This window comes from Idiomarina rhizosphaerae (assembly GCF_024159085.1).
In the GTDB taxonomy this organism is placed as follows: domain Bacteria; phylum Pseudomonadota; class Gammaproteobacteria; order Enterobacterales; family Alteromonadaceae; genus Idiomarina; species Idiomarina rhizosphaerae.
In genome coordinates, this window is sequence record NZ_JAMZDE010000008.1 from 414,872 (window position 1) to 440,231 (window position 25,360).

A 25,360-nucleotide genomic window follows, 5' to 3' on the forward strand; every position below is an offset into this window, starting at 1 on the left:
TGATGAAACAAGGTGTAAACATGGACAAGCATGAATTGTTAATTCGTACGGCCTTTAAACTATTTTATACTAGGGGTATCCACGCGGTAGGAGTGAATCTCGTGTTAGCGGAATCTGGTGTGGCCAAAAAGACGCTCTATCATCATTTCCCCAGCAAGGAGCACTTAGTTGAAGCAACCGTCAGGTATCGTGACCGCTGTTACCGGGACTGGCTTATATCGAGGCTGGAGCAAGTGCCTGCGGGCAAGGACGCTTTATTAGAACTTTTTAATGCCCTGGATGATTGGTTTCACGACCGCGTACCGGATATCGACCACTTCCATGGCTGTTTCTTCGTCAACGCCAGCGCTGAGTTTGGGGACCAGAAAAGTGCCATTCACAGAGCTTGTGCTGAGCATAAGGCTTGCGTTACGGCATTAATTCGCAAGCACGTGAATCGGTTGTCTCTTTCGGAAAAAAAAGCTGATGAAATCACGCAATTAATTATCCTATTAAAGGAAGGAGCTATTTCTCTAGCGTACGTTCAGGGCAACCTTAATGCGGCTAAGGAAGCCCAGAAAATAGTGGAAGGTACTTTGGGAGATTAAGGGGTTATGCCTAAATCAGAACCAACGCCCTCACTCTTCAACGATGAGTCCCGAGTTGAAATACTAAGTTCCGATGCAAGACATTCGGCTCGATCTTTTGCACTGGCTACCGACATACGGTGTCTAGCGTCACCAAACTCTTGATATTCAGAGGCTATTTCATACATTGTGTCTGCCCCTAGAATTTTACTGAGTGCCCGTAGGTGCGGTGCCAGGTGGCCAGAACCTTCTCTTACTCCCCCCTTTTCAAAACCAAACTCGCCGCAGGAAGTCACTGTTATCAATGTCTTACCTGAAAGTATCGGCTGAACTGGAAAGTCACCTCGTGAGAGGTCAAAATCAAACGTTTTGTTAATCCTAACAATTTGATCAAACCACGCTTTTAGCTGAGCCGGCATTCCGTAGTTATACATGGGTGATGAAATCACAATAACGTCGGCTGCTGACACTTCGTCTATCAGTTTATCTGATAACGCCAGTATCTCATTCTGCCCTGAAGTCCTTTTCTCATCGGGGGTAAACACTGCGCCAATCCAATCCTGAGTAATAAAATCAGGCGGGTTCACTCCAACGTCACGATAAATATACTCATCTTTAGGCCGATGCTGTTTCCATGTCTCAATAAAACGTAAAGCGATATTCTTCGATATCGAATTGTGGTCTGGATTCGCGTTGCTTAAGGCTCTCACGCTTGAATCTACGTGTAATAACGTGCTCATATTCATTACCTTAGTTGCTGAATAACAGGAGCTATTTTGTGAGTCTAAGCAGAATAGGACAAACGAGAAAAATACATTTATAGATGATTTTAACTCATCTATACTATTTACTAACTTGATTGCTGGCCAGGGGATAACATTGCAGGTATCGCTACAAGCACTTAAGGCCTTTGAAGCAGCAGCCCGTCGGGGCAGTTTTAAATTAGCTGCAGACGAGCTTTCGCTAACGCCAACAGCCATTTCTCACCACATTAGCAACCTGGAAGGTCGGTTAAATGTAAACTTGTTTCACCGACAAGGAAGAAGAATAGCGTTAACCAAGGCTGGTATAAGGCTAGCTGAAGCGACCTCAGACGGATTCCGGAAAATTGAAAACTCTCTGGAAGAGCTGGTGGCCGTTGGCAGCAAGGTTAGAGTAACAACAACGTCATCACTAGCTGCGATGATACTAATACCTTCCCAGAACGAATTTGAGCAAATCAACCCTGGTATTTCTGTTGAAATATCGACTGGTGAGTCGATCGACAATCAATCGTATACAATTCCAATTCGCTTTGGTGACGCTACAGCCATTGAAGCTTCAGATATCATTAAATCCGAATCCTTCAACGTTTTCGGTGCTTCTGGAATGAAACCCCCTTCCTGGTCAAATGAGCCCGTTACCCTTTTTACCACCGAATGGAAAAATAAAACGTTACCGGATTCACCATTAGAAGCCTGGTTAACAATAAATGGACTGGAAGGGTCTAATATTAAACTCAAAAAATTTGATCAAGAACTGTTCGGGATCCAGCAGGCTATGGCAGAAAATGTACTGGTGTTCTGCTCTACGACACTTACAAAACGGTTGTTAGAAGCTAACCTTCTCCAGCAATTTGGAACCCAGCCGGTAAAATCTGACTTATGCTATTACGTACCAAATAAAAGAAGCTTCGAAACCAGAAGTGCCGTTCGATTTTTAGATTGGGTTGAGGGGCTTTTAAGCCCGTAATTCTGAATTCAGGTTTAATTAAAATAACCTTTAAATAACTTTAGTTTTTAGAACAAAGTAACTTTATAAAAATAAGAGATCACTTTCTTCTAAAGGCTTCGAATTTTCACATTCAAACTTCATCTCACAAAACGACTCCGGTTTACTTGGGTTGTCTCCACAGCTAGTTAAAAAGTTTAAAGTTAAAATGATAAAAATGATTTTAACTAAATTTTTTAGTATCTTTACAAATAAAAACACCGAAAACCACCCCCAAAAAAAATGATTGAAATTGAAGAGGGAAAGAAGAGGAAACTACTTTTATTGAGTAATAAGCATATGAATTAATAAAAACGTTAGATAACATTATTAAAAGCGTAAGATACAAACCTACATTAGGTCGATAAAAAAGAAAAACTATAGCAATAAAATCCAAAAAAAATAGCAATGTCCAATATACATTAATCCATAAGGGAGCGAAAGAATAGGGCAAAAAACCAAAACTTATAAAATCATATAAGTGAGTTAAAAACCCTACAGACAACCCAAAAGATAAAGCGTAAATAAAAATTCTATTTTTCATTAAAACCTCCCTATAATTTCATTAAAATTAACTCTATCATTACAGTCATAGTCCAATTTATTTACCTGCAAAATTTCAAATTCCGGCCCATTATCTAAAACTATACTACTTATTAGCTCAAGAAGTCCGTTGCAACTGTCAACAAGCCCAATTACTTTTCCTTTACATCCAGTAATAACTTCCCCCTCACCCAAAAATTTTTTAACATTTTCAACATCTAAGTTTCTTTTTTTGCAAACAAAATCCAAAAAATGTTCACCTACTTCCGATACGTAATTTTCTATAGAAGAGGTTTTTACAGAGCTAGAACCTTGTAGTAACCTTAAAGACTCTTTTGATGAACCCGAAGCTATTGATAAATAATCAATCCCTAACTTCTTTAAAGCCTTATTAAAATTTAAAGAGTTATAGACTGCTCCAACATTTCCAATCATGGTAGATTTCTCACAGGCAATATAATCTGAACTGAGAGCTAAATAAAATCCAGCTGACAGTGCTTGTGATGGGATATAAGTGCTTACTTTAATTTTTCTTTCAAACTTCAAGAAACTAATAAAGTTAATTAACGACTGAGCACTAGCAAGCGATCCACCATCGGAAGATACAATAACAATTAAATGTTTAGTTGACGCGGGTAAAGATCTAAGCTTAAACCCAACATTAATAGCTGTTGAATCAATTATTTTTCCGCTTATAAATACCAATCCAATAATATACTTTCCATTACTATCCATTATTCCTCCGGCTTCATTTTAATTCAATTACTTTTTCCGCCAATTTGTTAGCAGAGTTTCTATGACTAATAATAATTAGTAAAATATCGGTAGATTTTACATTAGTAATTATTTTTTCTGTTAACATTTCTTCCACACCAGATAGTGACTCATCCAATATAATCACTAGCGGGTGCGATATAATTGCTCTAGCTAAAGATAGCCTCTGCATTTCACCTGTAGATAACTTCGGACTGGATCGATCTATAAGACTATTCAACCCATCAGGCATAGATAGAACCAGCTCTTTTAATTTAACTACTTCCAAGGCAAAGAAAATATCACTCTTAGTCACCTCGAAATTTAAACCATATGTAAGATTATCAAAAATTGATTTATTAAAAATATATGGTTCTGATGGTATGTAATTAATAATTTTACTCGGCAATACTCCTTTACCAACAAGATTGAAACCACAAAGACTTAATTGGTGTCGATACCTTTTTCCTTGACTTCCTCTGTAAAATGAGCGGCATAAGCTACTTTTACCAACACCACTATCACCTTTTATAAGAAGAGCCTGCCCTTTTTCTAATAGTAGCTCTATGTTTTCTTCACTTCGGTCATTCTGTAAATTTATTTCAAGCTTTAACTCCCTCCTATCGAAAATCGATTCGTCTTCAATCTTGGCTGGAAGTAAAAGATTTTTATTTGAAAATTCAGTTTCGACAGACTTCAAGCTTGCTTCAGTTTTAATAAAATCGCCTATACTTGACATAAGTCTTATTATACCAAAAGCTAAAATTCCAGAATAAGCAATGAATTCGAAGAACTCGCTTTTGCTTATTTCATTATTATCCATAGAATACTTAGCATAAATAACAAAAAATGATAGATAAATAAAAGTTATTAAAGTAAATGAAAAGTTAAGTATATAATTCAAGCGCCTTTTTCTTTTGTTTTTACTAACGAAATCAACAAGTTTTCTATTAAAGTTATCTTTCTCTTCCTCAACAGCTCCTGATTGGATTACAAACTCATTGAAAAACAAAGGATCCTTAGCGACCCTAAATGCTTCTTTATAAGATTCTCTCGCTTCGATAGTCAAGTATCTGATCATTTTTTCAAAGTAAATTATAATCAAAAATATAATAACAAAACCGAGAAAAATAACTCCCCCCAAAGAAGGATTAATAAAAACTATTAACAGTAAAGCTCCAATAATTTGAAACAAAGCCATTTGAAACTCAGGGACACTATTTGCCAAGGCTGATTGAGCTGTCGTTACATCATGGCTAAAGATGTTGTAAAACTTATTAGGGCTTTCGGATTCTTCATAATTTTTTAGAATACCAATACCAAAAAGTTTTCTCCTGATATCTGCTACCATAAGGTCAGCTTTATTTGCGAACATTGCTGATCTAATGTTATTACCTATCACGTAAAGAAGAAAAAGAGTAACAACAGAAGCTATTTTGAAAATGTTTTCACTTAATGAAGAAATCACATCCAAATTTGACTCTACAACCTTATCAATTAAATTTGATAAGGCTTGAGGCAATAGCAACATCCCTATAACAGATATAAATAAAATTGATGTAGTAAAAAATAAAAATCGCCAATCGCTCATATAATATTTTAATATATATTTCTTAATTTTCATTTTTTTTAGACATCTCAAAAATTTCATTTATTGTAATATCAGTTCTAATTAAGTTATCAGGAATTTCCTTTCCGATAATCTCTTCCAAATGATTATAGAATTCCACGACATCTAAAGAATCTAACTCCAAATCATCAATTGTTTTATTCGGTGAAACATTATGCTGTGTATAATTTTCAAGAATTTCAATTAAACTTTCTATTTTCATAGACTTTCTCCAATATCTTTTCAGCAATTAATTTTTTTTCATATATAGCATGCCAACTTGTATATTTATCTTTGAATTTTTTTATCACTTCTTCCGATTGCTTATTTAACTTATTTGCAATTTCTGTATACTCATTAAAATCTGAACTCTCTACTTTTAGCGGATTTCCTTTTATAGTCACATATTTTCCAAGGTGCGGATATGAAAACATCGGACATATTTCAGCACCTGATATTTCTGATAGCTTTAGAATAGCAGTTGGAAAAACACTTGGCTTTCCAAAAAAATCACAAATGGTGTATCTCTGAGTATTAGTAGGTAGACTATCTATTCGAAGAAATAGACTTTCCCCTTTTTTTAATTTCCTAACCATAGTGATCATTGATTTATTTGAATCAGACACTATCGTTGTTATCTTTGAATTACTTATATCTTCTAATTTATCGTAAACTTTACTTTTTAGAAGGTACCTGATCGCTCTCTCTGGTTGAACCACATTAATTTTGTCATTTTCGTCTCCGTGAAGAATACCAAAATAATGTAAACAAAAAGAATTAAGCACATAGATAGTACCAATACTTCTTTTTTTCGCATCAACTCCTTCTACAACGGTTTTTTTCTTGTAAATGCAATTCAGTTCTCTCGAATTTTTCGTATTAAAATTACTTTGATCCAATACATTCCTGCCTTCCTGAACCTTTGATAAGAAATCTATTTTCACGGCCTTAATATAACTTACATTTAATATACTTTTTATTTTCTTAAAGTTTGATTGCTTTTTATCAAATAATAAAAAAGCGGCTCGAAAAAGTAGGAAAGAGAAAGGGATAAACTGGTTTTTTTGTTTACTTATAACTACTGACCAGCTTGGTAGCTGCAAATCCATATAACATCCTTAAAAATAAGGAGACGCAAAGCGCCTCCCTACCGGTTAGATTTTAAGTCTTACTCTACTTTTTCCTCTTCCTCTTTTGGCGGCTCTTGAATCGTACAATCACGGCAAGCACAGGTTGCACTTGATTCAACACGAGGAATAGAGCTTGATTCTAGTTCGATAACTTCATTTCCCATCATAATTTTTAGATTGTTCATATTTCCTCCAAATGTTAGTAGAAAACGCCTGCAGGCAACAAAATAGTATTACTTATAGCCAATATTTCAAAGTTAAATTGTAACAAAATGTAACAATAGGCCAATCTCTGTAGAGTGGATCGAAAATCATAGGCAGTTACTGACTATTATTTGATCACAGGAGGAAGAGTTATAAACAACCAACGAGACAGTCCTCCAAGTGATAGAACGAGGGTCCACCGTTGCTCAAGTTTCTGACAACTTGGGGTATCTCAACACAGTCTCTATAAGTAGGTAAAAAGCGGCCAGCCCGAATCCCTCCAATCAAAAGGACGATCAGCTGATAGAGGCAAAAAAAATACTAAAACTACGTTCTGACCTCAAACGTACCGAAAAAAAGCGAAACATTCTAAAAAAGGCCGCAAGTTACTTTACAAGCCAGCCAGAGTAAAATACCAGTTCATCAATGAGCATCGGCGCATTCATTCTATTGCTTTGACGTGTAGAGTCCTTGAGGCGGTGCGTGCAAGGTTCTATTTTTGGATAGAAAAACTGTTATCTGACCGAGCATTGAAAAATCGCTGGCTGCTTCCCTTAATAAAAGATTCGCACAGCGCCAACTGTGGTGTTTACGGCTATCGACGCATTCATCTGGATTTGTGGGAGCTCGACGAGTCGGTAGATAATCAGTCCTACATTATTCCAATACGCTAAAGCCATTGAGCCTTCGGATGTCATTAAATCCGAATCCTTCAACGTTTTCGGTGCTTCTGGAATGAAGCCCCCTTTCTGGTCAAATGAGCCCGTTACCCTTTTTACCGCTGAATGGAAAAATAAAGCGTTATCAGATCCTCCATTAGCAGCCTGGTTAGCAATGAATGGACTGGTGTTCTGCTCTACGACACTTACAAAACGGTTGTTAAAAGCTAATCTTCTCCAGCTATTTGGAACCCAACCGGTAAAATCTGACTTATGCTATTACGTACCAAATAAAAGAGGCTTCGAAACCAGAAGTGCCGTTCGGTTTTTAGAGTGGGTTGAGGAGCTTTTAAGTCCGTAAGTCATGTTAACTCTAAAGTTATGAATAACCTGTGAGAAAAAGGAAATTTTGTTGCTCTTGGTAAAATGTCGACCGGCATCTTTGGCAAGCTGTGATCAAAACTGTCAACTTCAGCCATAAGACTATTTGACTCACGAGCATTAAAGAATGGATCTTCCGATTCATACAAGCCCACACCTAAACTTGTGCTCACCTGAATACACTTTACAATACCAGTAAAAAAGGTGTACATTGTACACTTAGAGTGAAAAGCTAAGGAGTGGCGAATTGACTCATGCGATCGACTTTATCGAAACCTCAATATTTACAACTCAGATAGAGAAACTGGCTACCAATGAAGAACTTAGAGAGCTTCAGAACCAGTTGATAGCTCAGCCAGAGAAAGGCTCTATTATCACGGGAACAGGTGGACTACGTAAGGTACGAATGGCTGTAGGTAGTCAGGGAAAGAGCGGAGGACTAAGAGTAATTTACTACCTTGCCCATGCTGAAAAGATTTATTTAGTATTGGCGTATCCGAAATCTGAGAAGGACAACCTGACGGCCCGTGAAAAATCGGAATTGAAAGAACTGTCGAAGCAGTTGAAAGGGGAATTAAAATGAGCATCTTTAAAGACTTAAAAGCGTCATTAACCGAGGCCGTGGAAATTGAAAGAGGCCGCAAAGAACCTAGCAAAACATGCCGATTTGAAGTTGCGGATGTTAAAGCGATCCGCGCAAAACTTAATGTTTCACAAGCTGAGTTTGCGGAGGCTTTAGGGACAAGCCTGGATACAGTAAAAAGCTGGGAAAGCAAACGAAGAAACCCAACAGGTATTTCAGCAAAAGTACTGGATACGATTGAAGATAACCCGCAGGTATACTACGAGATTGCGTCGCACTAATTGCAACTCAGCCCTGACGTAAAACGTCAGGCTACGCGAACAGAAGACACAAAAAAGCCGCTCAAGTGAGCGGCTTTTTATATGGAATTGGTGGAGCTGGCGGGAGTTGAACCCGCGTCCGCAATACCTACATCCTCGGTCCTACATGCTTAGTCAGTCATTTAGTTAATCAGTGTGACGCCGACTGACAGGCTTCACAACTGACGAGTCCGATTGGTTTTAACGCTTCAGCTCCGGACAAAGCCTCCACGCGAGTCTACATTAGTTTGAGCCATCCTGATCCGGTCTCGCAGACAAAGCGCCGGGGGATGGGCTTAGCGGGTTATTAAGCCGCTAGAGCGTAGTTGTCGTCGTTTGCAACTATTAGGTTGAGGCTTTTTACGAGGCCTGCCTCACCTCGGCATGCACCTTGGGTTTCGTGTATCCCGTCGAATCCAGATCAGCCCCAAAGCTATTACTTACGTAACTTGTGTACTATAACTCAGACACCGCTTAAGTGCTATAAGTTCTGCACTCAAGCGGTTATTTATTGGGCGTTAAGTTAGGTATTAGGCAGCCATATATAAGACTTTTTCAACTAACTTACTAATGCCCTCTTCCGCATCCGGCAGGTTTTCAGCCAGCATATAGGCCGGTGTGGTAACTAACTGGTGTTTGTCATCAACGACAATATCGCGAACACCACAGTTCACGTGCTCGCCGCCCATTTTATTAATGGCACTGGCAACTTCGCCGTCGTTACCAATAGTCACTTTCACACCCTTTCCGTAAATATGCGGTAACAATACAGGGGAAATACACATGTAGCCCGCGGGCTTCTTCGTCTCAACAAAGGCTTTTCCAACCTTCAATACCTGGTCGTTTACCTTCATATCAGCACCTTTAACGGCAAAATCGCAGAAGTTTTTGGCAACACCAAAACCGCCCGGCAATATTAACGCGTCAAATTCTGACGAATCTAAGTCGGTTAAGGGTTTAACCTCACCGCGGGTAATGCGTGCAGCTTCTTCCAGAACATTGCGCTTATCACCGCTTTCTTCACCTTTAAGATGGTTAATGGTGTGCATCTGCTCAATGTCCGGCGCAAAGCACTCGTAGCTGGCACCCTGCTTTGCTATGTGCAATAGGGTTAATACAGCTTCGTTCACTTCGGCTCCGTCAAAAACACCGGAGCCGGATAAAATAACTGCTACTTTTTTCATAGTCGAAACCTCCTGTCCGCTACTTAAAATTCGCTTTAATCCAGTTCTATGTGCGCGTCGTTTTCATCGCGCCACTTCCACTCATTCTCAAGTGTAGCGGTTGGTTGCAGCATGGCAAAATCTAACTGACGTATTGGCTCGGAAGACTTAATTCGAATTGGAAAGTCCGGATTCGCTAATGACGTTTTCGCCATAGCCAGCAAAGCATTAGGATAGTGCGCCGCAACATGCTCATAGTTTTTCTCGCTAATACCACCGTTTACAATTAACGGGATATCCGAAAACTCCTGCACAATGTCGCCCAATGATTTATTACTGCCGCCTTTAAACGGCTTACGCATTACGTCCGTATCTGTGGTGTGAATGTAATCCACACCGGCTTTTTCCATCGCCTTAACCACTTTTATCATGGCGTCTTCGCCTTCCGGCCACTGATAATCGGAGTCAGTCACGGTAATTTGACTTAAACGTACACCTACAATGAAGTCGTCGCCTGCGGCGGATTTCGCAGCCTTAACCACTAACTCCAGAAAATGCATGCGTTTTGCCATTTCTCCGCCCCACTGGTCAGGACGCTGATTAAAGTAATCACTTAAAAACTCATTCAGTAAATAACCGTTAGCCGCGTGCAGCTCAACCCCGTCAAAACCTGCCTCTTTAGCCCGGTTTACGGCACCGACAAAACCGTTCATAACGGCATCAAAATCCGTTTCATCCATGGCTTTCACTTCAGGCCAGCCGTCGGTTTTGCCATACAAGTCCAGCGGTTCACCTTTAGGCTTTACTTCGCTGGGCGCAATGGGTGTATCGGTGTATTCATTGTGCTGGAACTGAGCGCCAGCATGCATCAACTGCATAATGAATTTGCAGTCATGTTTGTGTACTCGTTCGACAATTTCTTTCCAGGCATCGGTTTGTGGTGCGTCAGTAATGCCCGGTTGATTTTCATACCCCTGGCTTGCCTGCTGATCTGTGTATACGCCTTCGCTGATGATCATGCTCCAGCCGCCTTTCGCGAAACGCTCGTAGTACTCGCCCATTAACTCCGTTGGCTTGCCTTTCTTGTCGGCACTGGTTCGTGTCATAGGTGCCACAACAAAACGGTTTTCAAGCTTGTGGCCTTTTAATTCAAAATCATCAAATGCTGAACTCATACGGAATTCCTTTTTCATCCAATACTATTATATGACTTTGAGCATAATTACGCAGAATTCAAGGGGAATTGATCACTTTGTTGTTAAATCAGCTGAAAGTACGACCGCTGCTTTTTGCTTACGGCCACCGTAGCCAAAGGCTTTGCTGAAGGTACTTATAGGCACAGGTAAATATTGACGTTCCGTAGGAGATTCCCAGGGCAAGGTGTCATAATCGGGGTCGTTTATATAAATGAAGTCATCGTCCGCAGCGCAAATTAAGACCCAATGCGGTGCCCGAATACCATCAAACTGATAAGTAGAAATAAGCACCATAACCAGACAGCCCTGGCTTAAATCTTCTTTTATCAAAGTCACATCATAATCGCGCACAACAATGGGAACACCGTGCTTTTCCAGGTAGGTCATATCGGCTTGCTGTATGCGCTGCATAACCGTTTTTTTCTGCTCCTGACGGACCGAATCCACAAATAATGGCTGGTCGGTATTTACTTCCACCCGAACTTTCAGGCCACGCTGAAACGCTGCCCGAGCCAACCCATGAGGGCCGCAGCCGCCGTGCCCGGAGGTCATGTAAATGGTCGTCGCCTGACGCCAAATTTCCAGCTCTTCGGCTTGTGGGTCGCTACTGGGCCGGCCGAAATAGTCCATAGCCATTAGCAGGCTTGCCGGACCACAGGTAAACTCCGTCGACTGGGTCAACATAGGGACATATTCTTCGGTTGCTCCCACGCCTGCATCTTCACCCATTTCGTAACGAGGCAACAGTTTTTGCAGAACCAGAGCGTCTGTCGATTGCGATGCAGAAGGCGGGAAATAGGCTTCGCGCAGCTCTATTGCCCGGAAGCCTTCGCTGTTCATCAGCTGTTGTCCTACTGTATTAGAGGTTGCCACCTCGGTACGTAAAAACAAAGAATGCCGCTCATCAGCAAGGTCTTCTGCAGCTTGCAACAAACGGCGACCATAGCCATTACTACGATGCTCTTTTTCGACAACCAAAGCATAGAGTCGAGCCAGGTTCGTATTGTTTCGGTACAGGACAACGGTATACCCAATGACCTTTTCGTTCAGCAGTAACACCTGAAAATCGGCACTAGGCGACTCAATAAACCGCCGAAAACTGCGCTTACTGATCGCATCTTCGGGGAAAGTGACAGCTTCTAGCGCCGCTACCGCGTCTAAATGCTCATTACGTGCCGGTTGAATACTGGCCATAAAATAAAACCCCTTAATTTTACGCAGATTTTACGCCTAAAGACGCTTTCGGTATAGAGATTTTACGCCCTGCGGAATTAACCTTAGCAATAGAAAAAGTCGGTTCTTCGCACGAGGTAACAGTGAATCTAAAAGCAACGTTGCGCCTACTCACCTGGCCTATGATCTGGATTGCCTCAATTCAGTGTTTCTTTGGTTTGCTCTCTGTTTTTGTCTTTAGGGACAAAACCTTTACCGACTTTATTTACCCCTCTCTATTATGCCTTATTCTCGCGTTCTTTCTTTTTATCCGCACTAATCGCGGTGAGCAAAAGAAAATTTTTTTCCGCGAAGCCTTAGCTTTTGCGTCTTTTACCTGGATTTTAATGGGCGTTCTGGGGGCTTTACCTATTATGTCCGTTACCGGCGTCAGTTTCACCGACGCAGTGTTTGAATCTGTCAGCGCTATGACCACCACCGGTGCAACCATTCTCACCGGCCTTGATGAAATGCCCAAGAGCTTTTTACTGTACCGCCAGTTTCTGCAATGGATGGGTGGGCTCGGTATCGTTATTTTTGTGGTTGCCATTCTTCCCATGCTAAACGTGGGTGGCATGCGCCTGCTTAAAGCGGAAACTCCAGGCCCCATTAAAAACGAAAAGTTAGCGCCCCGGGTTGCCAGCACCAGTCGTTATCTCTGGTTGGTTTATCTGTGCCTGACAATAGGCTGCGCTGGCAGTTACTGGCTGGCAGGTATGTCTCCATTCGATGCCATTGCCCATAGCCTGACCACGGTATCTACCGGTGGATTTTCGCCCTACGACGCCAGTATGGGGCACTTCCAGCAACCCATTATTTTGGTCGTAGCCGATGTGTTTATGATTCTGGGAGCTATCAGTTTTGCCCTGCACCATAAACTGTTTACAGCCAGAGCCATAAGTGGCTACTGGCAGGACGAAGAGACCCGTTGGTTTTTAATTGCACTGGCCGTTTTCAGCGTTATTCTTACCGTTCTGGCATTTAACGCTCAAACTCACCATTCCTTCTGGGAGTCTCTGAACCAGGCGGTTTTTCATGTTGTTTCCTTTATGACCAGTACCGGTTACGGTGCCGATGACCTTTCGGCTTGGCCGGCGGCTACCGCTGGCTTTTTAGTGGCAGCCAGTTACCTGGGCGGTTGCGCCGGCTCGACGGCCGGAGGTAACAAGTTTATTCGTAATGTCATTACCTTACGCATTCTGAAACACCAAATGCTGCAGGCAATACATCCGCGTGCCATTATGAAAGTGGTATATCAGGGAAAAGCGGTAACTAACGACGTGATTCAGGCGGTGATGAGCTTTATGCTAATGGTGGCAATTAGCTCAATGGTACTTACCCTCATACTAATGCTGACCGGCCTGGACTTTTTCTCTGCATTTACCGCCGTTTCGGCCTGTCTGAACGTACTTGGCCCGGGCTTTGGCGAAGTTTCCAGTAACTTTATTCCAGTATCAGATACCGGAACCTGGGTACTGACATTAGCAATGATTTTAGGACGCCTTGAATACTTTACTTTGCTAACATTGTTACTTCCTCAATTCTGGCGAGACTAGCACATGAGATTAGAACATGAGTAAACAGCCCTGGTTAGGTTACCTGGTCTCCGTTGCCATCACCGGCACTGCGGCGGGTCTTGCTTACCTGCTCGATCACTGGTTACTGCCAACCTCCGGTACGGTACTCATTCTTCAACTAGCAGTGCTGCTTATCGCGTTTTTAACCAATTTTCGCGCGGCACTACTTGCCGTTGTTCTGGCCCTGCTGTTGTTTAATTTTTTATTCACAGAACCGCGCTATTCGCTGCACATGAGCGACATAGACGAAATGGTTACTGCAATTGTATTTATTGCCGTGGGCGTTATTACCAGCCACTTAGCCACCTCGTTCAGAAACCAGAAAGAAAGCTTACGTCAGGCTCAGTTGCGCTCCAACATTCTGCTTTCGGTTTCACATGACCTGAGAACCCCGCTTGCCAGCGTCATTGGTAATTTAAGTACATTGCAGGCGTATCAGGAACGCTTGCCGGAGCAAGAACGAGCCGAGCTGTTACAGGGTGCGCTGGATGAAAGTGACCGCCTGCATCGTTATATCGAAAACCTATTACAGGCAACCCGACTGCAGCACGGCGAAATTCGTCTAACTCATGCAGTGCAGGATATTCGTCCGGTTATCAGTAAAACTCTGGCGCGCTTTGCTTCACAAGAACGGTTACTGGTTAAAGATAATTTACAGCACGCTATGGTTGAAGTTCAGTCCTCGCTGCTGGAGCAGGCATTGTTTAATGTTATTGATAACGCTATGCGCTTTTCCGGCGAGACAGCGCCGGTTACTTTGTCACTGTCAGAAACCGACAAGTTCATTGTCATTGATATTAAAGATGAAGGCCCCGGCATAGAAACCAGTAAGCGCTCGCTTGTATTTAATGTTTTTTATTCGTCGCGCGAGAAAGACTCGGGCACCGGCGGAACCGGTCTGGGGCTGTCCGTTGCTAAAGGAATAATCGACATTCATAACGGCCACATAGGTATTGAAGAAAGCTCTGATGGCTGCCTTGTCCGAATTAAATTACCACGCGCCAACATCACAGAGGAAGTCTCATGAATGCACAAGCCCGCACCGACGGCCCCCGCATTTTAGTCATTGATGACGAACCACAGATACGACGCTTTATGCGTGCCTCGCTCACCGCCGAAGGTTATACCTACCTGGAAGCAGCGACAGCCGAGCAAGGGATAAAGCAGATTACCAGCCAGAACCCGCATTTGGTCATTCTGGACTTAGGCCTGCCTGACGCTGACGGCTATCAGGTCATGCGACAGCTGCGCGAATGGAGTCAGGTGCCGGTACTGGTACTGACCGCACGTGACGACGAACTGCAGAAAGTTAAACTACTGGAAGGCGGAGCTAACGACTACCTGACCAAACCCTTTGGTATTCGGGAGCTTATGGCGCGTATTCATGTTTTATTACGCGACCTCTCTGATCAAAAACCCACAGCCGAAGCTCAGCTTCGTTTTGGTGAGTTACTCATCGACCGCGAGCAACACAAAGTGTTTCTGCAAAACGAGATGGTTAACTTGTCCCGTAAAGAATACGCCTTACTGGATTTTTTAGTCAGCCACCCGCAAAAACTCGTTACTCAGCAACAGTTGCTGGAGAAAATTTGGGGTCGAACGCATCAGGAAGACACTCACTATCTGCGTATTTTTGTCAGCCAGGTGCGTAAAAAGCTCAAAGATGACCCGGCACAGCCAAAGTATATAGAAACAGAACCCGGTGTTGGTTACCGGTTTATCGCAGAGAAATCCTGACACAATAGTGAGGTCATAAGCTACCTTTTGTGGCTTAAATCGTGTTAAACTTGCGCGCAAATTTTGCCAGTCGGGATTATTCTGTGAGCGATAAAAAACCTTCTTTAAGTTATAAAGACGCGGGCGTCGACATTGACGCTGGTAATGCATTGGTTGAACGTATTAAAGGCGTTACCAAGCGCACGCACCGGCCTGAAGTCATGGGGAACATTGGTGGGTTTGGTGCTCTGTGTGAAATCCCGGCGGGTTATAAACAACCGGTTTTGGTTTCCGGAACCGACGGTGTGGGTACCAAGCTGCGTTTAGCCATAGACCTTAAACGCCACCGCGGTGTTGGTATCGATTTGGTTGCTATGTGCGTCAACGACCTTATTGTACAAGGCGCTGAGCCGTTGTTCTTTCTCGACTACTATGCAACGGGCAAACTGGACGTTGACGTAGCAGCCGATGTGGTTGCCGGTATAGGCGATGGCTGCGAGCAGTCAGGTTGCGCGCTCATCGGCGGCGAAACCGCAGAAATGCCGGGCATGTACGAAGGCGGCGATTATGACTTAGCCGGCTTTTGTACGGGTGTGGTCGAAAAATCTGAAATTATTGACGGCAGCAAAGTCGCCGACGGCGATGCGTTAATTGCTCTGGCATCCAGTGGTCCTCATTCAAATGGTTACTCGCTTATTCGCAAAATTATTGAAGTGAGCGGTGCTGATCTAGAATCTCATTTACAGGGCAAAACACTGGCTGACCATTTATTAGAGCCTACCCGCATTTACGTTAAGTCGGTTCTTGAGCTGATTAAACACGTATCGGTACACGCCTTGTCACATATTACCGGCGGCGGTTTCTGGGAAAACATCCCTCGCGTACTGCCTAAAGGTAGTAAAGCTGTTATTGATGGTAACAGCTGGGACTGGCCAGTTATCTTCGACTGGTTAAAAGAAAACGGCAATGTCAGCATGAAAGAAATGTACCGCACCTTTAACTGTGGTGTGGGTATGGTTATTGCGGTTCCCAACGAGCAAGCAGATAAATCCATTCAAATTCTGACCGATGCTGGCGAAGACGCCTGGAAAATTGGCCGTATTGCCAACGCAGCTGAAGGTGAAGAGCAAGTCGACATTCTGGCCGACGAGACTCACTAATGAAGCGTATTGTTGTACTAATTTCAGGCACCGGTAGTAATATGCAGGCCATTCAACAGGCCTGCGAAGATGGAAAAGTCGCCGGTGAATTGGTTGCGGTTATTTCCAATAAAGCCTCGGCTAAAGGCTTAGAGAAGGCGGCCGCTAAAGGCATTAACACCGAAGTGCTCAGCCACAAAGAGTTTGACTCGCGTGAAGCTTATGACGCTGAACTGAAGTCGCTGATTGACAGTTACCAGCCCGATTTAGTGGTTCTGGCCGGCTTTATGCGCATTCTGACGGGTGATTTTACACGCCACTATGAAGGCCGCATGTTCAACATTCACCCGTCACTGCTGCCTAAATACAAAGGTGTGAATACGCACCAGCGGGCATTAGACGCGGGCGATATCGAACACGGTGTGAGTGTGCATTTTGTGACAGAAGAACTCGATGGTGGCCCGGTGGTATTGCAGGCTAAAGTACCTATTTTTGAGGGCGACACAGTGGAAGAGGTTCAGGCTCGCGTGCACGAGCAGGAACACCGTATTTATCCGCTTGTGGTTAACTGGTTTTGTCAGGAGCGTCTGAAGCTGCAAGGCGGCCGCGTTACATTGGACGGCGAAGTCCTTGGCTCTCAAGGCTACGCAACCGAATAATTGCGTAGCCTGACATTTATGTCAGGTCCAATGTCCAATATATTACCCAATACGTTAGATTTTAAGTTGGGTTCGATATATTACCTGATGCATTAGGTAATGCTTCTCGGTTTGATATCTCACCTGACATGAATGTCAGGCTACATAAGTGCCAGATCGCTTAAGCACAAGATTACATAGACAAGCTTTTCAGTGACATGGTGGCCTGCTCGTCACCTTCTTTAAACTGCTGCATTTTAACCATCACGTAGTTTAGCTCCGGCGCGAACCAGAAAAAGGTCTGGCGCCGGTTATTATCCCTTATACGCCCTACTTTTATTGCTTCAACCTCACCGTAAGGTAAAGATAATTGCTGATTCCGAACCAATACTTCAAAACGGTACTCATCTTCTTGACCTTTTTCATCAACCACCCGGTACTTGAACGTTTCAGCGCCGTTGGCCAAATCAATCCGCAACTGTTCGGTCACATTGGCCTCATCGAATAAGGCGCCTTCCCAGTTCACATCAAGCATGCGGCCGGTATCGACATTACGAACCTTTTTCTCATTTGCTTTGAATTCACCATGAAAGGACTTATCCGATCCAGTCCCGGTTCTCATGTAAATAAACTCGCGAGGCTCCAGTCGGCTATTCTCTTCATCTACAATAAACACCGAACGAGCTTCACGGGTGTCCGACAAAATAAACCAGGAAATATCGGACTTTGTTCGCAGTTGCCATTCATCCTCAGGCGACACTTCAAGGTAACGATAACCTTCACCATATTCGCTGTCGCCACGCGTTATCACATAGTCAGCCTGATACGGTTTCATTGATTGTTCGATGGGTTGCTCGGCGTTCCCCTGACTATCTGCGATAGCAGTATTCATTGCCAAACCACTTAATAATACGCTGGATACCAGCCAACTGACGGTCCTTTTCACTTTCACTTCTCCCCTTCTGTTCACTACTGGACGTTTATATTGACAACAAAATTCAAACGCCCGTTCAATTTTTCCTTGAAAATATACTCCGGTTGATCTAACTTGCACAGTATCACTGGTCAGACCTCCAAATCGGAGTATTACATTATGAGTATTGCACTTTGGATTGTCGCTACTGTTATAGTCGCGGCTGCATTAATCTACAAACGAGCCAGCCTGGCTATGTTCAGCGCCGGTCTGGTTATTATGTTCGCTATTGGTAGCGCAATCGACATTGTTGGCCCGGTGCTTTGGGCTATTCTGGCAATTGTTCTGGTTCCGCTTAACATAGCACCAATTCGTTTAAACCTGCTGACTAAGCCTATTCTTAGCGCATATCGCAAAGTAATGCCAGAAATGTCTGACACCGAGCGTGACGCACTGGAAGCCGGTACTGTCTGGTGGGACGGCGATTTATTCAGTGGAGACCCTGACTGGTCAAAACTTCATAAGGTACCTAAAGCCGAGTTAACGGCTGAAGAAAAAGCCTTTTTAGAAGGTCCGTGTGAAGAAGTCTGCAAAATGCTGGACGACTGGGAAGTAACCCACGAGTTAACAGACATGCCTGAGCACGTCTGGCAGTATCTGAAAGACGAGAAATTCTTCGCCATGATCATCAAGAAAGAATACGGTGGTCTGGAGTTTTCTGCCTACGCGCAGTCTCGTGTTTTGCAGAAGCTTGCCGGTGTCAGTACCGTGCTGGCCTCAACCGTCGGCGTACCTAACTCATTAGGTCCGGGCGAACTGTTACAGCATTATGGTACCAAAGAACAGCAGGATCATTATCTGCCTCGCTTAGCCAGCGGTGACGAAATTCCATGTTTCGCACTAACCAGTCCTGAAGCCGGTTCTGACGCAGGTGCTATTCCTGACTCAGGTGTGGTTTGTAAAGGTGAATGGAACGGCGAAGAAATTGTCGGTATCAAACTAAATTTCAATAAGCGCTACATCACCTTAGCGCCAGTAGCTACCGTATTAGGTCTGGCTTTTAAAATGTACGACCCTGACAACCTGATTGGCGAAGAAGAAGAGCTGGGTATTACCTGTGCGCTTATTCCTCGTGACACCAAAGGTGTTGAAATCGGTCGCCGTCACTTCCCGCTGAACGTACCGTTCCAGAACGGTCCTATCCGCGGTAACGACGTATTCGTTCCATTAGATTACATTATTGGTGGCCAGAAAAATGCCGGTAAAGGCTGGCGTATGCTGGTTGAATGTCTGTCAGTTGGCCGTTCAATCACTCTGCCGTCAAACAGCGCTGGTGGTATTAAATCCATTGCTCTGGCAACCGGGGCTTATTCACGCATCCGCCGTCAGTTCAAATTACCTATTGGTAAAATGGAAGGTGTTGAAGAGCCAATGGCTCGCATAGCCGGTAACGCTTACCTGATGGATGCGGTGACTATGTTATCCACCAAAGGTATTGACTTAGGCGAGAAACCTTCAGTTATTGGTGCTATTGCCAAATACCACATGACCGAGAAATTGCGTGCCTGTATGGACGACGCTATGGACATTCATGGTGGTAAAGGTATCTGTTTAGGTCCGAATAACTACCTTGGCCGCGGTTACCAGGGTGTTCCGGTTGCCATTACTGTAGAAGGTGCCAACATCCTTACCCGCAGCATGATGATCTACGGTCAGGGCGCTATTCGTTGCCATCCATTTGTTCTGAAAGAAATGGAAGCTTCGGCTGAAAAAGGCCCGGATGCATTGAAGAAATTTGATAAAGCCGTGTTTGGTCATATTGGCTTTGCCATCAGTAACTTTGTTCGTTCACTGTTCTATGGTTTTGGTGGTCACCGCCTGAGCTCTGTTCCGGCTAGCGACGAAACCCGTAAATACTACCAGCAGATGAACCGCTTCAGTGCCAACATGGCATTATTGTCAGACATTGCTATGGGTAAACTGGGTGGTAGTCTTAAACGCAAGGAACGAGTCTCTGCGCGCTTAGGTGACATGCTCAGCTACCTGTACATCGGTTCTTGTGTGCTGAAGCGTTATCATGACCAGGGTCGCATTAAAGAAGACTTGCCGTTAGTTCACTGGGCTATGCAGGACACTCTGCATAAGTTACAGGAAGCACAGCTGGAAATGCTGGCGAACTTTGGCGGTGTTGGTAGCTTCATGCGCGCCGTCATGTATCCGTTAGGCCGTATTGCTAAACGTCCTACAGATAAAAATGATCATGAAATTGCCCGTATGCTGATGTCACCAAACGACGTTCGTACACGTTTAGGCGAAGGCCAGTTCCTGAGCCCTGAAGGTCACTTTGGTTTCCTTGAAGAAACCCTGAAAAACGTGATTGCCGCAGAGCCACTGTACGACAAAGTTTGTAAAGCAGCCGGTAAACGCTTCAGCTTTACTCAGTTAGACCAGTTAGCCGCTAAAGGTAAAGAGCTGGGTGTATTGAGTGACGACGAAGTTGCTCTGCTTGAGCGCACGGAAGTTGGTCGCTTACGTACCATTAACGTTGACGACTTTGCTCCGGAAGATTTATTAGCCGGTCAGGCAGCATTCGATTATGCCCTGAAAAACCTTAAGAAAGATGAAGCTGCATAACAGCTGAAGGTTAACCTACAAACGGCGCCCCTGATTTCAGCGGCGCCGTTTTTTTATGCTAGAATCTCGCGCTGGTCTAAAACTTATAATAAAGGCGCGAGTTATGCAGTCTCCCAATAATGACTATAACGCGACCAGCAAACGAGGCTGGTTTACCCGTTTTCTCGACGGCGTTGAGTGGCTTGGTAACCTGTTACCCCACCCCATTACCCTATTCGCAGTGTTCTGCTTATTCATTATTTTCATTAGTGGCATCGCCGCTTATTTTGGCGTCAGCGCAGTAGACCCCAGAGACGGCGAAACCGTTATCAAAGCTGTCAGCTTGCTGAATGCTGAGGGAATACAACGCATTGTCACTAATCTGGTCACCAACTTTACCGGCTTCACGCCTTTAGGGACTGTATTGGTTGCTCTTTTAGGGGTTGGTGTTGCTGAGCGCTCCGGCTTAATTTCTGCGGCTATGCGTGGGCTGGTCATGAAAGCTCCGCCGCGCCTGGTAACGGTAACCATTGTCTTTGCCGGTGTTATTTCCAACACCGCAGCCGAGCTAGGCTATGTTGTTCTGGTACCACTTGCTGCCATGATTTTCTACGGCCTGGGCCGTCACCCTCTAGCCGGTTTGTCGGCCGCTTTTGCCGGGGTTTCTGCAGGCTACAGTGCCAACCTGCTAATTGGTACAGTAGACCCTTTACTGTCGGGTATTACCGAAGAAGCAGCTAAAATTATTGACCCAGCCTATACCGTTGGCGCTGAAGCTAACTGGTACTTTATGATGGTCAGCACCTTCTTAATTGCCATTATGGGCGCGTTTATAACCGACAAAATTGTCGAACCTAAACTCGGTAAATACAACAAAGACGAAGCCTCTATTGATTTGTCCGATCAATCGTCAATGGACCCTCTGAGCAAACAGGAAAAACGAGGGTTAATTTACGCGGGGTTAAGCGTTCTGGTTCTGGCCGGTATTCTGGCATTAACCGTTGTACCTGAATGGGGTATTTTACGTCACCCGGAAACCGGTGATGTTAAAGGCTCACCTTTCCTGAAAGGCGTAGTTGTTTACATCTTCTTCTTTTTCGCCATTCCCGGCTTCGTCTATGGTCGCACGGTTGAGACCATGCGAAACGACCGTGATGTTATCGACGCGATGTCGCACAGCATGAGTACTATGGGTATGTATATTGTGCTGGTATTCTTTGCGGCGCAATTCGTTAACTTCTTTAAGTGGACTAATTTCGGGACTATTTTTGCCATTAATGGTGCAGAATTCCTGACCAATATTGGCATGACCGGTCCTATCATTTTCCTGTTCTTCATTATGGTCTGCGGCTTTGTAAATCTGATGCTGGGCTCCGCTTCTGCACAGTGGGCTATTACCGCCCCTATTTTTGTGCCGATGCTGATGCTGGTTGGCTACTCGCCGGAAGTCATTCAGGCGGCGTACCGCATTGGTGACTCAGTCACTAACGTTATTACCCCAATGATGAGTTACTTTGGCTTAATATTGGCCGTTGCGGCTCGATACAAGAAGGATTTAGGTATTGGCACTCTGGTTGCCATGATGTTGCCCTACTCCATGTTCTTCTTTGTTGGCTGGTCGATGCTTTTCTTCCTTTGGGTCTTTGTCTTTGGATTCCCTGTTGGACCAGCCGCACCGACTTATTATAACTAAAAAGCTTATTCTGGCCGGCGCATTACGCGGTATGCAATTACCGCGAGTAAGCCGGCCACACCAATGACCCAGGCCATGGCATAATCGGTAAACGAACCTGCCTGACTGACCCCGGCAGAAACCAAACCCGCAATTAAAAACTGTAAGCTACCGGTTACGGCTGACGCCGAACCTGCGCGTTCTTTCTGTTCAGCCAAAGCCCCTGCCATAGCGTTCGGGAAAACCATGCCTAAAGTCGAAATATAGGCAAATAACGGCAGCAATATTCCCCAGAAGCCGGCATTAAAATACGCCATAACGCACATTACAATGGACACCACGGCCAATATCGGTAAGGAAACATTGAGGATCTTGCGTGAGGAGTGGTATTTCAGTAACCAGCCATTAAGCTGCGAAAAGCCAATAATACCAATAGCGTTTAATCCAAACAGCCAACTGTAGTGCATGGGCTCAAGACCAAAAACCTCAATAAACATTTTTGGCGAACCTGTGATGTAGGCAAACAAGCCCGACTGAGCAATGGCACCCGTTAACGAGTAACGCAGGAATGAGGGATCTCGCAAAACTGCCCAGTAAGTGCTACCGGTATTTCTCATACGCACGTCATAACGGCGCCCGCGGGTTTCCGGCAACACAAAGTGAATAGTCACGGCGGAGGCCACACCTAAACCGGCGACAATTAAGAACAGAGCACGCCACCCCATCCATTCCGTTACATAAGCACCAAACAGGGGCGCCAGAATAGGTGCAACTCCCATTACCAGTATCAGGAACGAAAACACGCGAGCTGAAGCCTGCGGGGTATACAAATCACGCACCACAGCCCGGGCAATAACAATACCGGCACAAGCCCCTATAGCCTGCAGGAAACGTAAAGCAATAAGCCATTGAATATCCGGCGCAAAAGCACAGCCAATGGATGTCACCACGTATATAGCCAAACCGATATAAAGCGGATTCTTACGCCCAAATTTATCGGTCGCTGTACCATAAAGCAGCTGCCCAATAAAAAGACCGAAGAAAAATGCTGTCAGCGACAGTTCAACGTGGTGTGTATCGGTCGCATAGTCCGACGCAATAGCGCTGAAAGCCGGGAGGTACATATCAATGGAAAGTGGCGCAAAGGCCGTCAATAACGCCAGAATAACAACTATAAAATCGAATCTGGCGTTATCGGAAACAGGGGCTGGCTCGAATGGTCGAGCCATTATTTATCTCCCACAGGAACATACGACTGCGTGGCAAATTCTTGCGGACGCTTCAGAACCTTTTGCTCTCTGGCATAATCTACCAGTGACTGAGCATAATCTATTCCCGTATTGCGGGCACGTCCGCGCTCACTGACTCGATAAAAGGTGTCATAACCGTCCTGGCCGCCCGCAATAAAGCTGTTTGTCACCATCACGTAGGTGGCTCTGGCGGTCATTGGTTGCCAGCTTTTGCTGCCTTTATCCCACACCTGCAGGTTAGACACACGGCTGCCTTTTTCTTTGGTTAAGTCCACCGAATAACGAATACCGGCACCATAGGGGTAAGCTCGGGTTGAGCCACCATCAGAAATGGAATAGGCCAGCGCTTCTTCCATTGTCTGTTTGAACTCAGAACCGCTCAGTTCCAGCTTAACCAGAGTATTCGCAAAAGGCAGTACATTGAAAGCGTCACCCACGGTGAAGTCTCCCTGGCTAATACCAGAGCGAACACCACCACCATTTTGAATAGCAAAGTCGGCTTCCGGCACTGAATTCAGGAAAGCTTCAGCAACCAGACGGTGAGCACCAGAACTTATTATGTCAGCACAACCATCGCGTCTCGGCAGATCAATTTCCTGACTGCAAATTTGCTGTGGCACCTGCGCCAGCACTTCTGCAGAAAAGTCTTCAACTTTGCCCTGATACTCCTGCAACATGCTTTGTAGTTCCGGATCCGGTTCGACAAAACTGAATACACCACTTGCTTTGAGTGCGGTTTTAATTGGTTCGTAAGTGGTCACAATGCCGTCGCTGACCTGAATGTCGTCACTCAGAAGATAATGCGGACGTCCGCCGCACTCTGTAATTTTGTCACCTTCAAATACGGCCTGCATCTCGCCAACCACCAATGAATATTGGTAAGCATGGCCAATACAAACTTTGTCGCCGTCAGCATTGGTCAGTTCGGTTGGATAAGGTCCGTCAGACTCCATGCCGAAATCACTGAAGTCGCCTAACAGCGTATGCGAATCACCGCCAATGACAATATCGACACCCGGTAACTGCTGTACCAGTTCTTTGTCCCGCTCGTATTGAATGTGCGTCAGCAGCACTATCTTCTCAATACCCTGCTGCTCAACCTCAGCTACATACTTACGAGCCGTTTCTAACTCATCTAAAAACTCGGTAGATTCATCGGGCTGCGATGACTTCTTGGTTTTACTGGCAATGTCCAGACCAATAATGGCTATTTCTTCCCCACCACGCTCAACTATGGTGTACGGCTTAAACATTTGCCACTCGCGGTCAGGGGTCAGCGGCGACTGCCCGACTTTAGGCTTAATATTGGCTCCGAGCTTCACGGTAGGGCAACTTTCAGTCCCCAATTCCTGCAGGAACTCGGCCAGTCCGGCATCGCCGGTGTCAAACTCATGGTTACCAATAGTGAAGGCATCGAAACAGACGTTGTTCATCATGCGGGCGTCGGCTTCACTACCAAACAAGGTGAAATACAAGCTGCCTGTCAGAGCGTCACCAGCATGCAATGTCAGTACATTTTCGTTAGCCGCACGTAGCTTTTTGATTTGCGCGCCAACACGAGGGAAACCGCCGGCTTCAACTTGCCATTCCTGTTCTCCCCACACTAAGGTTTGCCGCTTGGCGTCCAAATTAGAGTGATGGTCGTCAATGTGCAACAACGTCAACCGAAACTCGTTGCTTTCAGGCTCCTGCGGAGCAGTTGCGCAACTGATTAATAAAGCAGAAACAGTGACAGCAGCCACACCCCGAACTATGCGTTTTAGATTAAACTCGCCTGTTTTCACCAGCTGTTCCT

General features: G+C 44.6%; 25 protein-coding genes and 1 other RNA gene. 12 read left to right on the forward strand and 14 right to left on the reverse strand.

Annotation, left to right across the window (positions count from 1 at the left end; translation table 11 throughout):
- Window positions 1-2: 2 nt before the first annotated feature.
- Entirely contained in the window at window positions 3-587 is a 585-nt protein-coding gene (locus tag NJR55_RS12330; protein WP_253620222.1) for a TetR/AcrR family transcriptional regulator, read from the forward strand.
- Here the strand turns inward: NJR55_RS12330 and NJR55_RS12335 are convergent.
- Entirely contained in the window at window positions 584-1,306 is a 723-nt protein-coding gene (locus tag NJR55_RS12335; RefSeq protein ID WP_253620223.1) for an FMN-dependent NADH-azoreductase, read from the reverse strand. The two genes, NJR55_RS12330 and NJR55_RS12335, sit on opposite strands and share 4 nt — an antisense overlap.
- A gap of 115 nt (window positions 1,307-1,421) precedes the next feature.
- Here NJR55_RS12335 and NJR55_RS12340 point away from each other — a divergent pair, with 115 nt between their 5' ends.
- Window positions 1,422-2,297: a LysR family transcriptional regulator gene (locus tag NJR55_RS12340; protein ID WP_253620224.1), complete on the forward strand. Its 876-nt coding sequence runs from the start codon at window positions 1,422-1,424 to the stop codon at window positions 2,295-2,297.
- Window positions 2,298-2,499: 202 nt separating this feature from the next.
- Here NJR55_RS12340 and NJR55_RS12345 read toward each other — a convergent pair whose 3' ends face one another.
- From NJR55_RS12345 to NJR55_RS12370, 6 genes are read right to left on the reverse strand one after another with little or no spacing between them, the layout of a single operon-like run.
- Complete coding sequence (locus NJR55_RS12345) at window positions 2,500-2,859, reverse strand: hypothetical protein (protein WP_253620225.1); 360 nt, start codon at window positions 2,857-2,859, stop codon at window positions 2,500-2,502.
- Window positions 2,859-3,593, reverse strand: a complete 735-nt coding sequence (locus NJR55_RS12350) for a S49 family peptidase (RefSeq protein WP_253620226.1) — start codon at window positions 3,591-3,593, stop codon at window positions 2,859-2,861. Before NJR55_RS12350 ends, NJR55_RS12345 begins: the two co-directional genes overlap by 1 nt.
- 13 nt (window positions 3,594-3,606) lie before the next feature.
- Window positions 3,607-5,235, reverse strand: a complete 1,629-nt coding sequence (locus NJR55_RS12355) for an ATP-binding cassette domain-containing protein (protein ID WP_253620227.1) — start codon at window positions 5,233-5,235, stop codon at window positions 3,607-3,609.
- Window positions 5,225-5,443: an acyl carrier protein gene (locus NJR55_RS12360; RefSeq protein WP_253620228.1), complete on the reverse strand. Its 219-nt coding sequence runs from the start codon at window positions 5,441-5,443 to the stop codon at window positions 5,225-5,227. The genes NJR55_RS12355 and NJR55_RS12360 overlap by 11 nt, the downstream gene beginning before the upstream one ends.
- Entirely contained in the window at window positions 5,421-6,329 is a 909-nt protein-coding gene (locus tag NJR55_RS12365) for an LpxL/LpxP family acyltransferase (RefSeq protein WP_253620229.1), read from the reverse strand. Before NJR55_RS12365 ends, NJR55_RS12360 begins: the two co-directional genes overlap by 23 nt.
- 59 nt (window positions 6,330-6,388) lie before the next feature.
- Window positions 6,389-6,535, reverse strand: coding sequence for a hypothetical protein (locus NJR55_RS12370; RefSeq protein ID WP_253620230.1), 147 nt, complete (start codon window positions 6,533-6,535; stop codon window positions 6,389-6,391).
- Window positions 6,536-7,084: 549 nt separating this feature from the next.
- Here NJR55_RS12370 and NJR55_RS12375 point away from each other — a divergent pair.
- The 3 genes from NJR55_RS12375 (at window position 7,085) to nadS (ending at window position 8,458) form a co-directional block, all read left to right on the forward strand.
- The gene (locus NJR55_RS12375) at window positions 7,085-7,228 is read left to right on the forward strand and encodes a transposase (protein ID WP_253620231.1); all 144 of its coding nucleotides are present in this window, start codon (window positions 7,085-7,087) and stop codon (window positions 7,226-7,228) included.
- A 613-nt stretch (window positions 7,229-7,841) separates the two neighbouring features.
- A complete protein-coding gene (locus tag NJR55_RS12380) occupies window positions 7,842-8,177 on the forward strand; it encodes a type II toxin-antitoxin system RelE/ParE family toxin (protein WP_275978109.1) in 336 nt (111 codons plus the stop codon).
- Window positions 8,174-8,458: a NadS family protein gene (gene nadS, locus NJR55_RS12385; protein WP_253620232.1), complete on the forward strand. Its 285-nt coding sequence runs from the start codon at window positions 8,174-8,176 to the stop codon at window positions 8,456-8,458. Before NJR55_RS12380 ends, nadS begins: the two co-directional genes overlap by 4 nt.
- Before the next feature lie 88 nt (window positions 8,459-8,546).
- Here the strand turns inward: nadS and ssrA are convergent.
- The 4 genes from ssrA to NJR55_RS12405 form a co-directional block, all read right to left on the reverse strand.
- Window positions 8,547-8,905: a transfer-messenger RNA gene (ssrA, locus tag NJR55_RS12390) on the reverse strand.
- A gap of 101 nt (window positions 8,906-9,006) precedes the next feature.
- Window positions 9,007-9,660 (reverse strand): isoprenoid biosynthesis glyoxalase ElbB, encoded by a 654-nt coding sequence (gene elbB, locus NJR55_RS12395; RefSeq protein WP_253620233.1) that lies wholly within the window; start codon window positions 9,658-9,660, stop codon window positions 9,007-9,009.
- A gap of 35 nt (window positions 9,661-9,695) precedes the next feature.
- The gene (locus NJR55_RS12400) at window positions 9,696-10,814 is read right to left on the reverse strand and encodes an NADH:flavin oxidoreductase (protein ID WP_253620234.1); all 1,119 of its coding nucleotides are present in this window, start codon (window positions 10,812-10,814) and stop codon (window positions 9,696-9,698) included.
- Window positions 10,815-10,886: 72 nt separating this feature from the next.
- A complete protein-coding gene (locus tag NJR55_RS12405) occupies window positions 10,887-12,029 on the reverse strand; it encodes a peptidase C39 family protein (RefSeq protein WP_253620235.1) in 1,143 nt (380 codons plus the stop codon).
- 161 nt (window positions 12,030-12,190) lie between these two features.
- On the opposite strand from NJR55_RS12405, the gene NJR55_RS12410 reads away from it, so the two are divergent.
- From NJR55_RS12410 to purN, 5 genes are all read left to right on the forward strand, one after another.
- A complete protein-coding gene (locus tag NJR55_RS12410) occupies window positions 12,191-13,603 on the forward strand; it encodes a TrkH family potassium uptake protein (protein ID WP_253620236.1) in 1,413 nt (470 codons plus the stop codon).
- 16 nt (window positions 13,604-13,619) lie between these two features.
- Entirely contained in the window at window positions 13,620-14,651 is a 1,032-nt protein-coding gene (locus tag NJR55_RS12415; RefSeq protein ID WP_253620237.1) for a sensor histidine kinase, read from the forward strand.
- Entirely contained in the window at window positions 14,648-15,361 is a 714-nt protein-coding gene (locus tag NJR55_RS12420) for a response regulator (RefSeq protein ID WP_253620238.1), read from the forward strand. The genes NJR55_RS12415 and NJR55_RS12420 overlap by 4 nt, the downstream gene beginning before the upstream one ends.
- Before the next feature lie 83 nt (window positions 15,362-15,444).
- Window positions 15,445-16,500 (forward strand): phosphoribosylformylglycinamidine cyclo-ligase, encoded by a 1,056-nt coding sequence (gene purM, locus NJR55_RS12425; protein ID WP_253620239.1) that lies wholly within the window; start codon window positions 15,445-15,447, stop codon window positions 16,498-16,500.
- Window positions 16,500-17,138, forward strand: coding sequence for a phosphoribosylglycinamide formyltransferase (gene purN, locus NJR55_RS12430; RefSeq protein ID WP_253620240.1), 639 nt, complete (start codon window positions 16,500-16,502; stop codon window positions 17,136-17,138). The genes purM and purN overlap by 1 nt, the downstream gene beginning before the upstream one ends.
- A gap of 172 nt (window positions 17,139-17,310) precedes the next feature.
- On the opposite strand, the gene NJR55_RS12435 is transcribed toward purN, so the two are convergent.
- Window positions 17,311-18,063, reverse strand: a complete 753-nt coding sequence (locus tag NJR55_RS12435) for a DUF3108 domain-containing protein (RefSeq protein WP_253620241.1) — start codon at window positions 18,061-18,063, stop codon at window positions 17,311-17,313.
- A gap of 147 nt (window positions 18,064-18,210) precedes the next feature.
- Here NJR55_RS12435 and fadE point away from each other — a divergent pair, with 147 nt between their 5' ends.
- Both fadE and NJR55_RS12445 read left to right on the forward strand, forming a co-directional pair.
- Window positions 18,211-20,664: an acyl-CoA dehydrogenase FadE gene (gene fadE / locus NJR55_RS12440; protein WP_253620242.1), complete on the forward strand. Its 2,454-nt coding sequence runs from the start codon at window positions 18,211-18,213 to the stop codon at window positions 20,662-20,664.
- Between the two features lie 103 nt (window positions 20,665-20,767).
- Window positions 20,768-22,336 carry an AbgT family transporter gene (locus tag NJR55_RS12445; protein ID WP_253620243.1) on the forward strand — a complete coding sequence of 523 codons (1,569 nt, stop codon included), beginning with the start codon at window positions 20,768-20,770 and terminating at the stop codon, window positions 22,334-22,336.
- 5 nt (window positions 22,337-22,341) lie between these two features.
- Here the strand turns inward: NJR55_RS12445 and NJR55_RS12450 are convergent, their stop codons facing one another.
- Together NJR55_RS12450 and NJR55_RS12455 are read right to left on the reverse strand one after the other, a co-directional pair.
- The gene (locus NJR55_RS12450) at window positions 22,342-23,544 is read right to left on the reverse strand and encodes a multidrug effflux MFS transporter (RefSeq protein WP_253620244.1); all 1,203 of its coding nucleotides are present in this window, start codon (window positions 23,542-23,544) and stop codon (window positions 22,342-22,344) included.
- The gene (locus NJR55_RS12455) at window positions 23,544-25,349 is read right to left on the reverse strand and encodes a bifunctional metallophosphatase/5'-nucleotidase (protein ID WP_253620245.1); all 1,806 of its coding nucleotides are present in this window, start codon (window positions 25,347-25,349) and stop codon (window positions 23,544-23,546) included. Before NJR55_RS12455 ends, NJR55_RS12450 begins: the two co-directional genes overlap by 1 nt.
- Window positions 25,350-25,360 lie beyond the last annotated feature (11 nt).

Excerpts from the sequence above, each read along its gene's own strand:
- NJR55_RS12420 (WP_253620238.1), top strand. The coding sequence starts at position 14,648 with ATGAATGCACAAGCCCGCACCGACGGCCCCCGCATTTTAGTCATTGAT.
- NJR55_RS12355 (WP_253620227.1), bottom strand. The coding sequence starts at position 5,235 with ATGAAAATTAAGAAATATATATTAAAATATTATATGAGCGATTGGCGA.
- purN (WP_253620240.1), top strand. The coding sequence starts at position 16,500 with ATGAAGCGTATTGTTGTACTAATTTCAGGCACCGGTAGTAATATGCAG.
- NJR55_RS12335 (WP_253620223.1), bottom strand. The coding sequence starts at position 1,306 with ATGAGCACGTTATTACACGTAGATTCAAGCGTGAGAGCCTTAAGCAAC.
- NJR55_RS12360 (WP_253620228.1), bottom strand. The coding sequence starts at position 5,443 with ATGAAAATAGAAAGTTTAATTGAAATTCTTGAAAATTATACACAGCAT.
- NJR55_RS12445 (WP_253620243.1), top strand. The coding sequence starts at position 20,768 with ATGCAGTCTCCCAATAATGACTATAACGCGACCAGCAAACGAGGCTGG.
- fadE (WP_253620242.1), top strand. The coding sequence starts at position 18,211 with ATGAGTATTGCACTTTGGATTGTCGCTACTGTTATAGTCGCGGCTGCA.
- NJR55_RS12405 (WP_253620235.1), bottom strand. The coding sequence starts at position 12,029 with ATGGCCAGTATTCAACCGGCACGTAATGAGCATTTAGACGCGGTAGCG.
- NJR55_RS12350 (WP_253620226.1), bottom strand. The coding sequence starts at position 3,593 with ATGGATAGTAATGGAAAGTATATTATTGGATTGGTATTTATAAGCGGA.
- NJR55_RS12365 (WP_253620229.1), bottom strand. The coding sequence starts at position 6,329 with ATGGATTTGCAGCTACCAAGCTGGTCAGTAGTTATAAGTAAACAAAAA.
- NJR55_RS12410 (WP_253620236.1), top strand. The coding sequence starts at position 12,191 with ATGATCTGGATTGCCTCAATTCAGTGTTTCTTTGGTTTGCTCTCTGTT.
- NJR55_RS12415 (WP_253620237.1), top strand. The coding sequence starts at position 13,620 with ATGAGTAAACAGCCCTGGTTAGGTTACCTGGTCTCCGTTGCCATCACC.
- NJR55_RS12450 (WP_253620244.1), bottom strand. The coding sequence starts at position 23,544 with ATGGCTCGACCATTCGAGCCAGCCCCTGTTTCCGATAACGCCAGATTC.
- NJR55_RS12345 (WP_253620225.1), bottom strand. The coding sequence starts at position 2,859 with ATGAAAAATAGAATTTTTATTTACGCTTTATCTTTTGGGTTGTCTGTA.
- nadS (WP_253620232.1), top strand. The coding sequence starts at position 8,174 with ATGAGCATCTTTAAAGACTTAAAAGCGTCATTAACCGAGGCCGTGGAA.
- NJR55_RS12370 (WP_253620230.1), bottom strand. The coding sequence starts at position 6,535 with ATGAACAATCTAAAAATTATGATGGGAAATGAAGTTATCGAACTAGAA.
- elbB (WP_253620233.1), bottom strand. The coding sequence starts at position 9,660 with ATGAAAAAAGTAGCAGTTATTTTATCCGGCTCCGGTGTTTTTGACGGA.
- NJR55_RS12400 (WP_253620234.1), bottom strand. The coding sequence starts at position 10,814 with ATGAGTTCAGCATTTGATGATTTTGAATTAAAAGGCCACAAGCTTGAA.
- NJR55_RS12330 (WP_253620222.1), top strand. The coding sequence starts at position 3 with ATGAAACAAGGTGTAAACATGGACAAGCATGAATTGTTAATTCGTACG.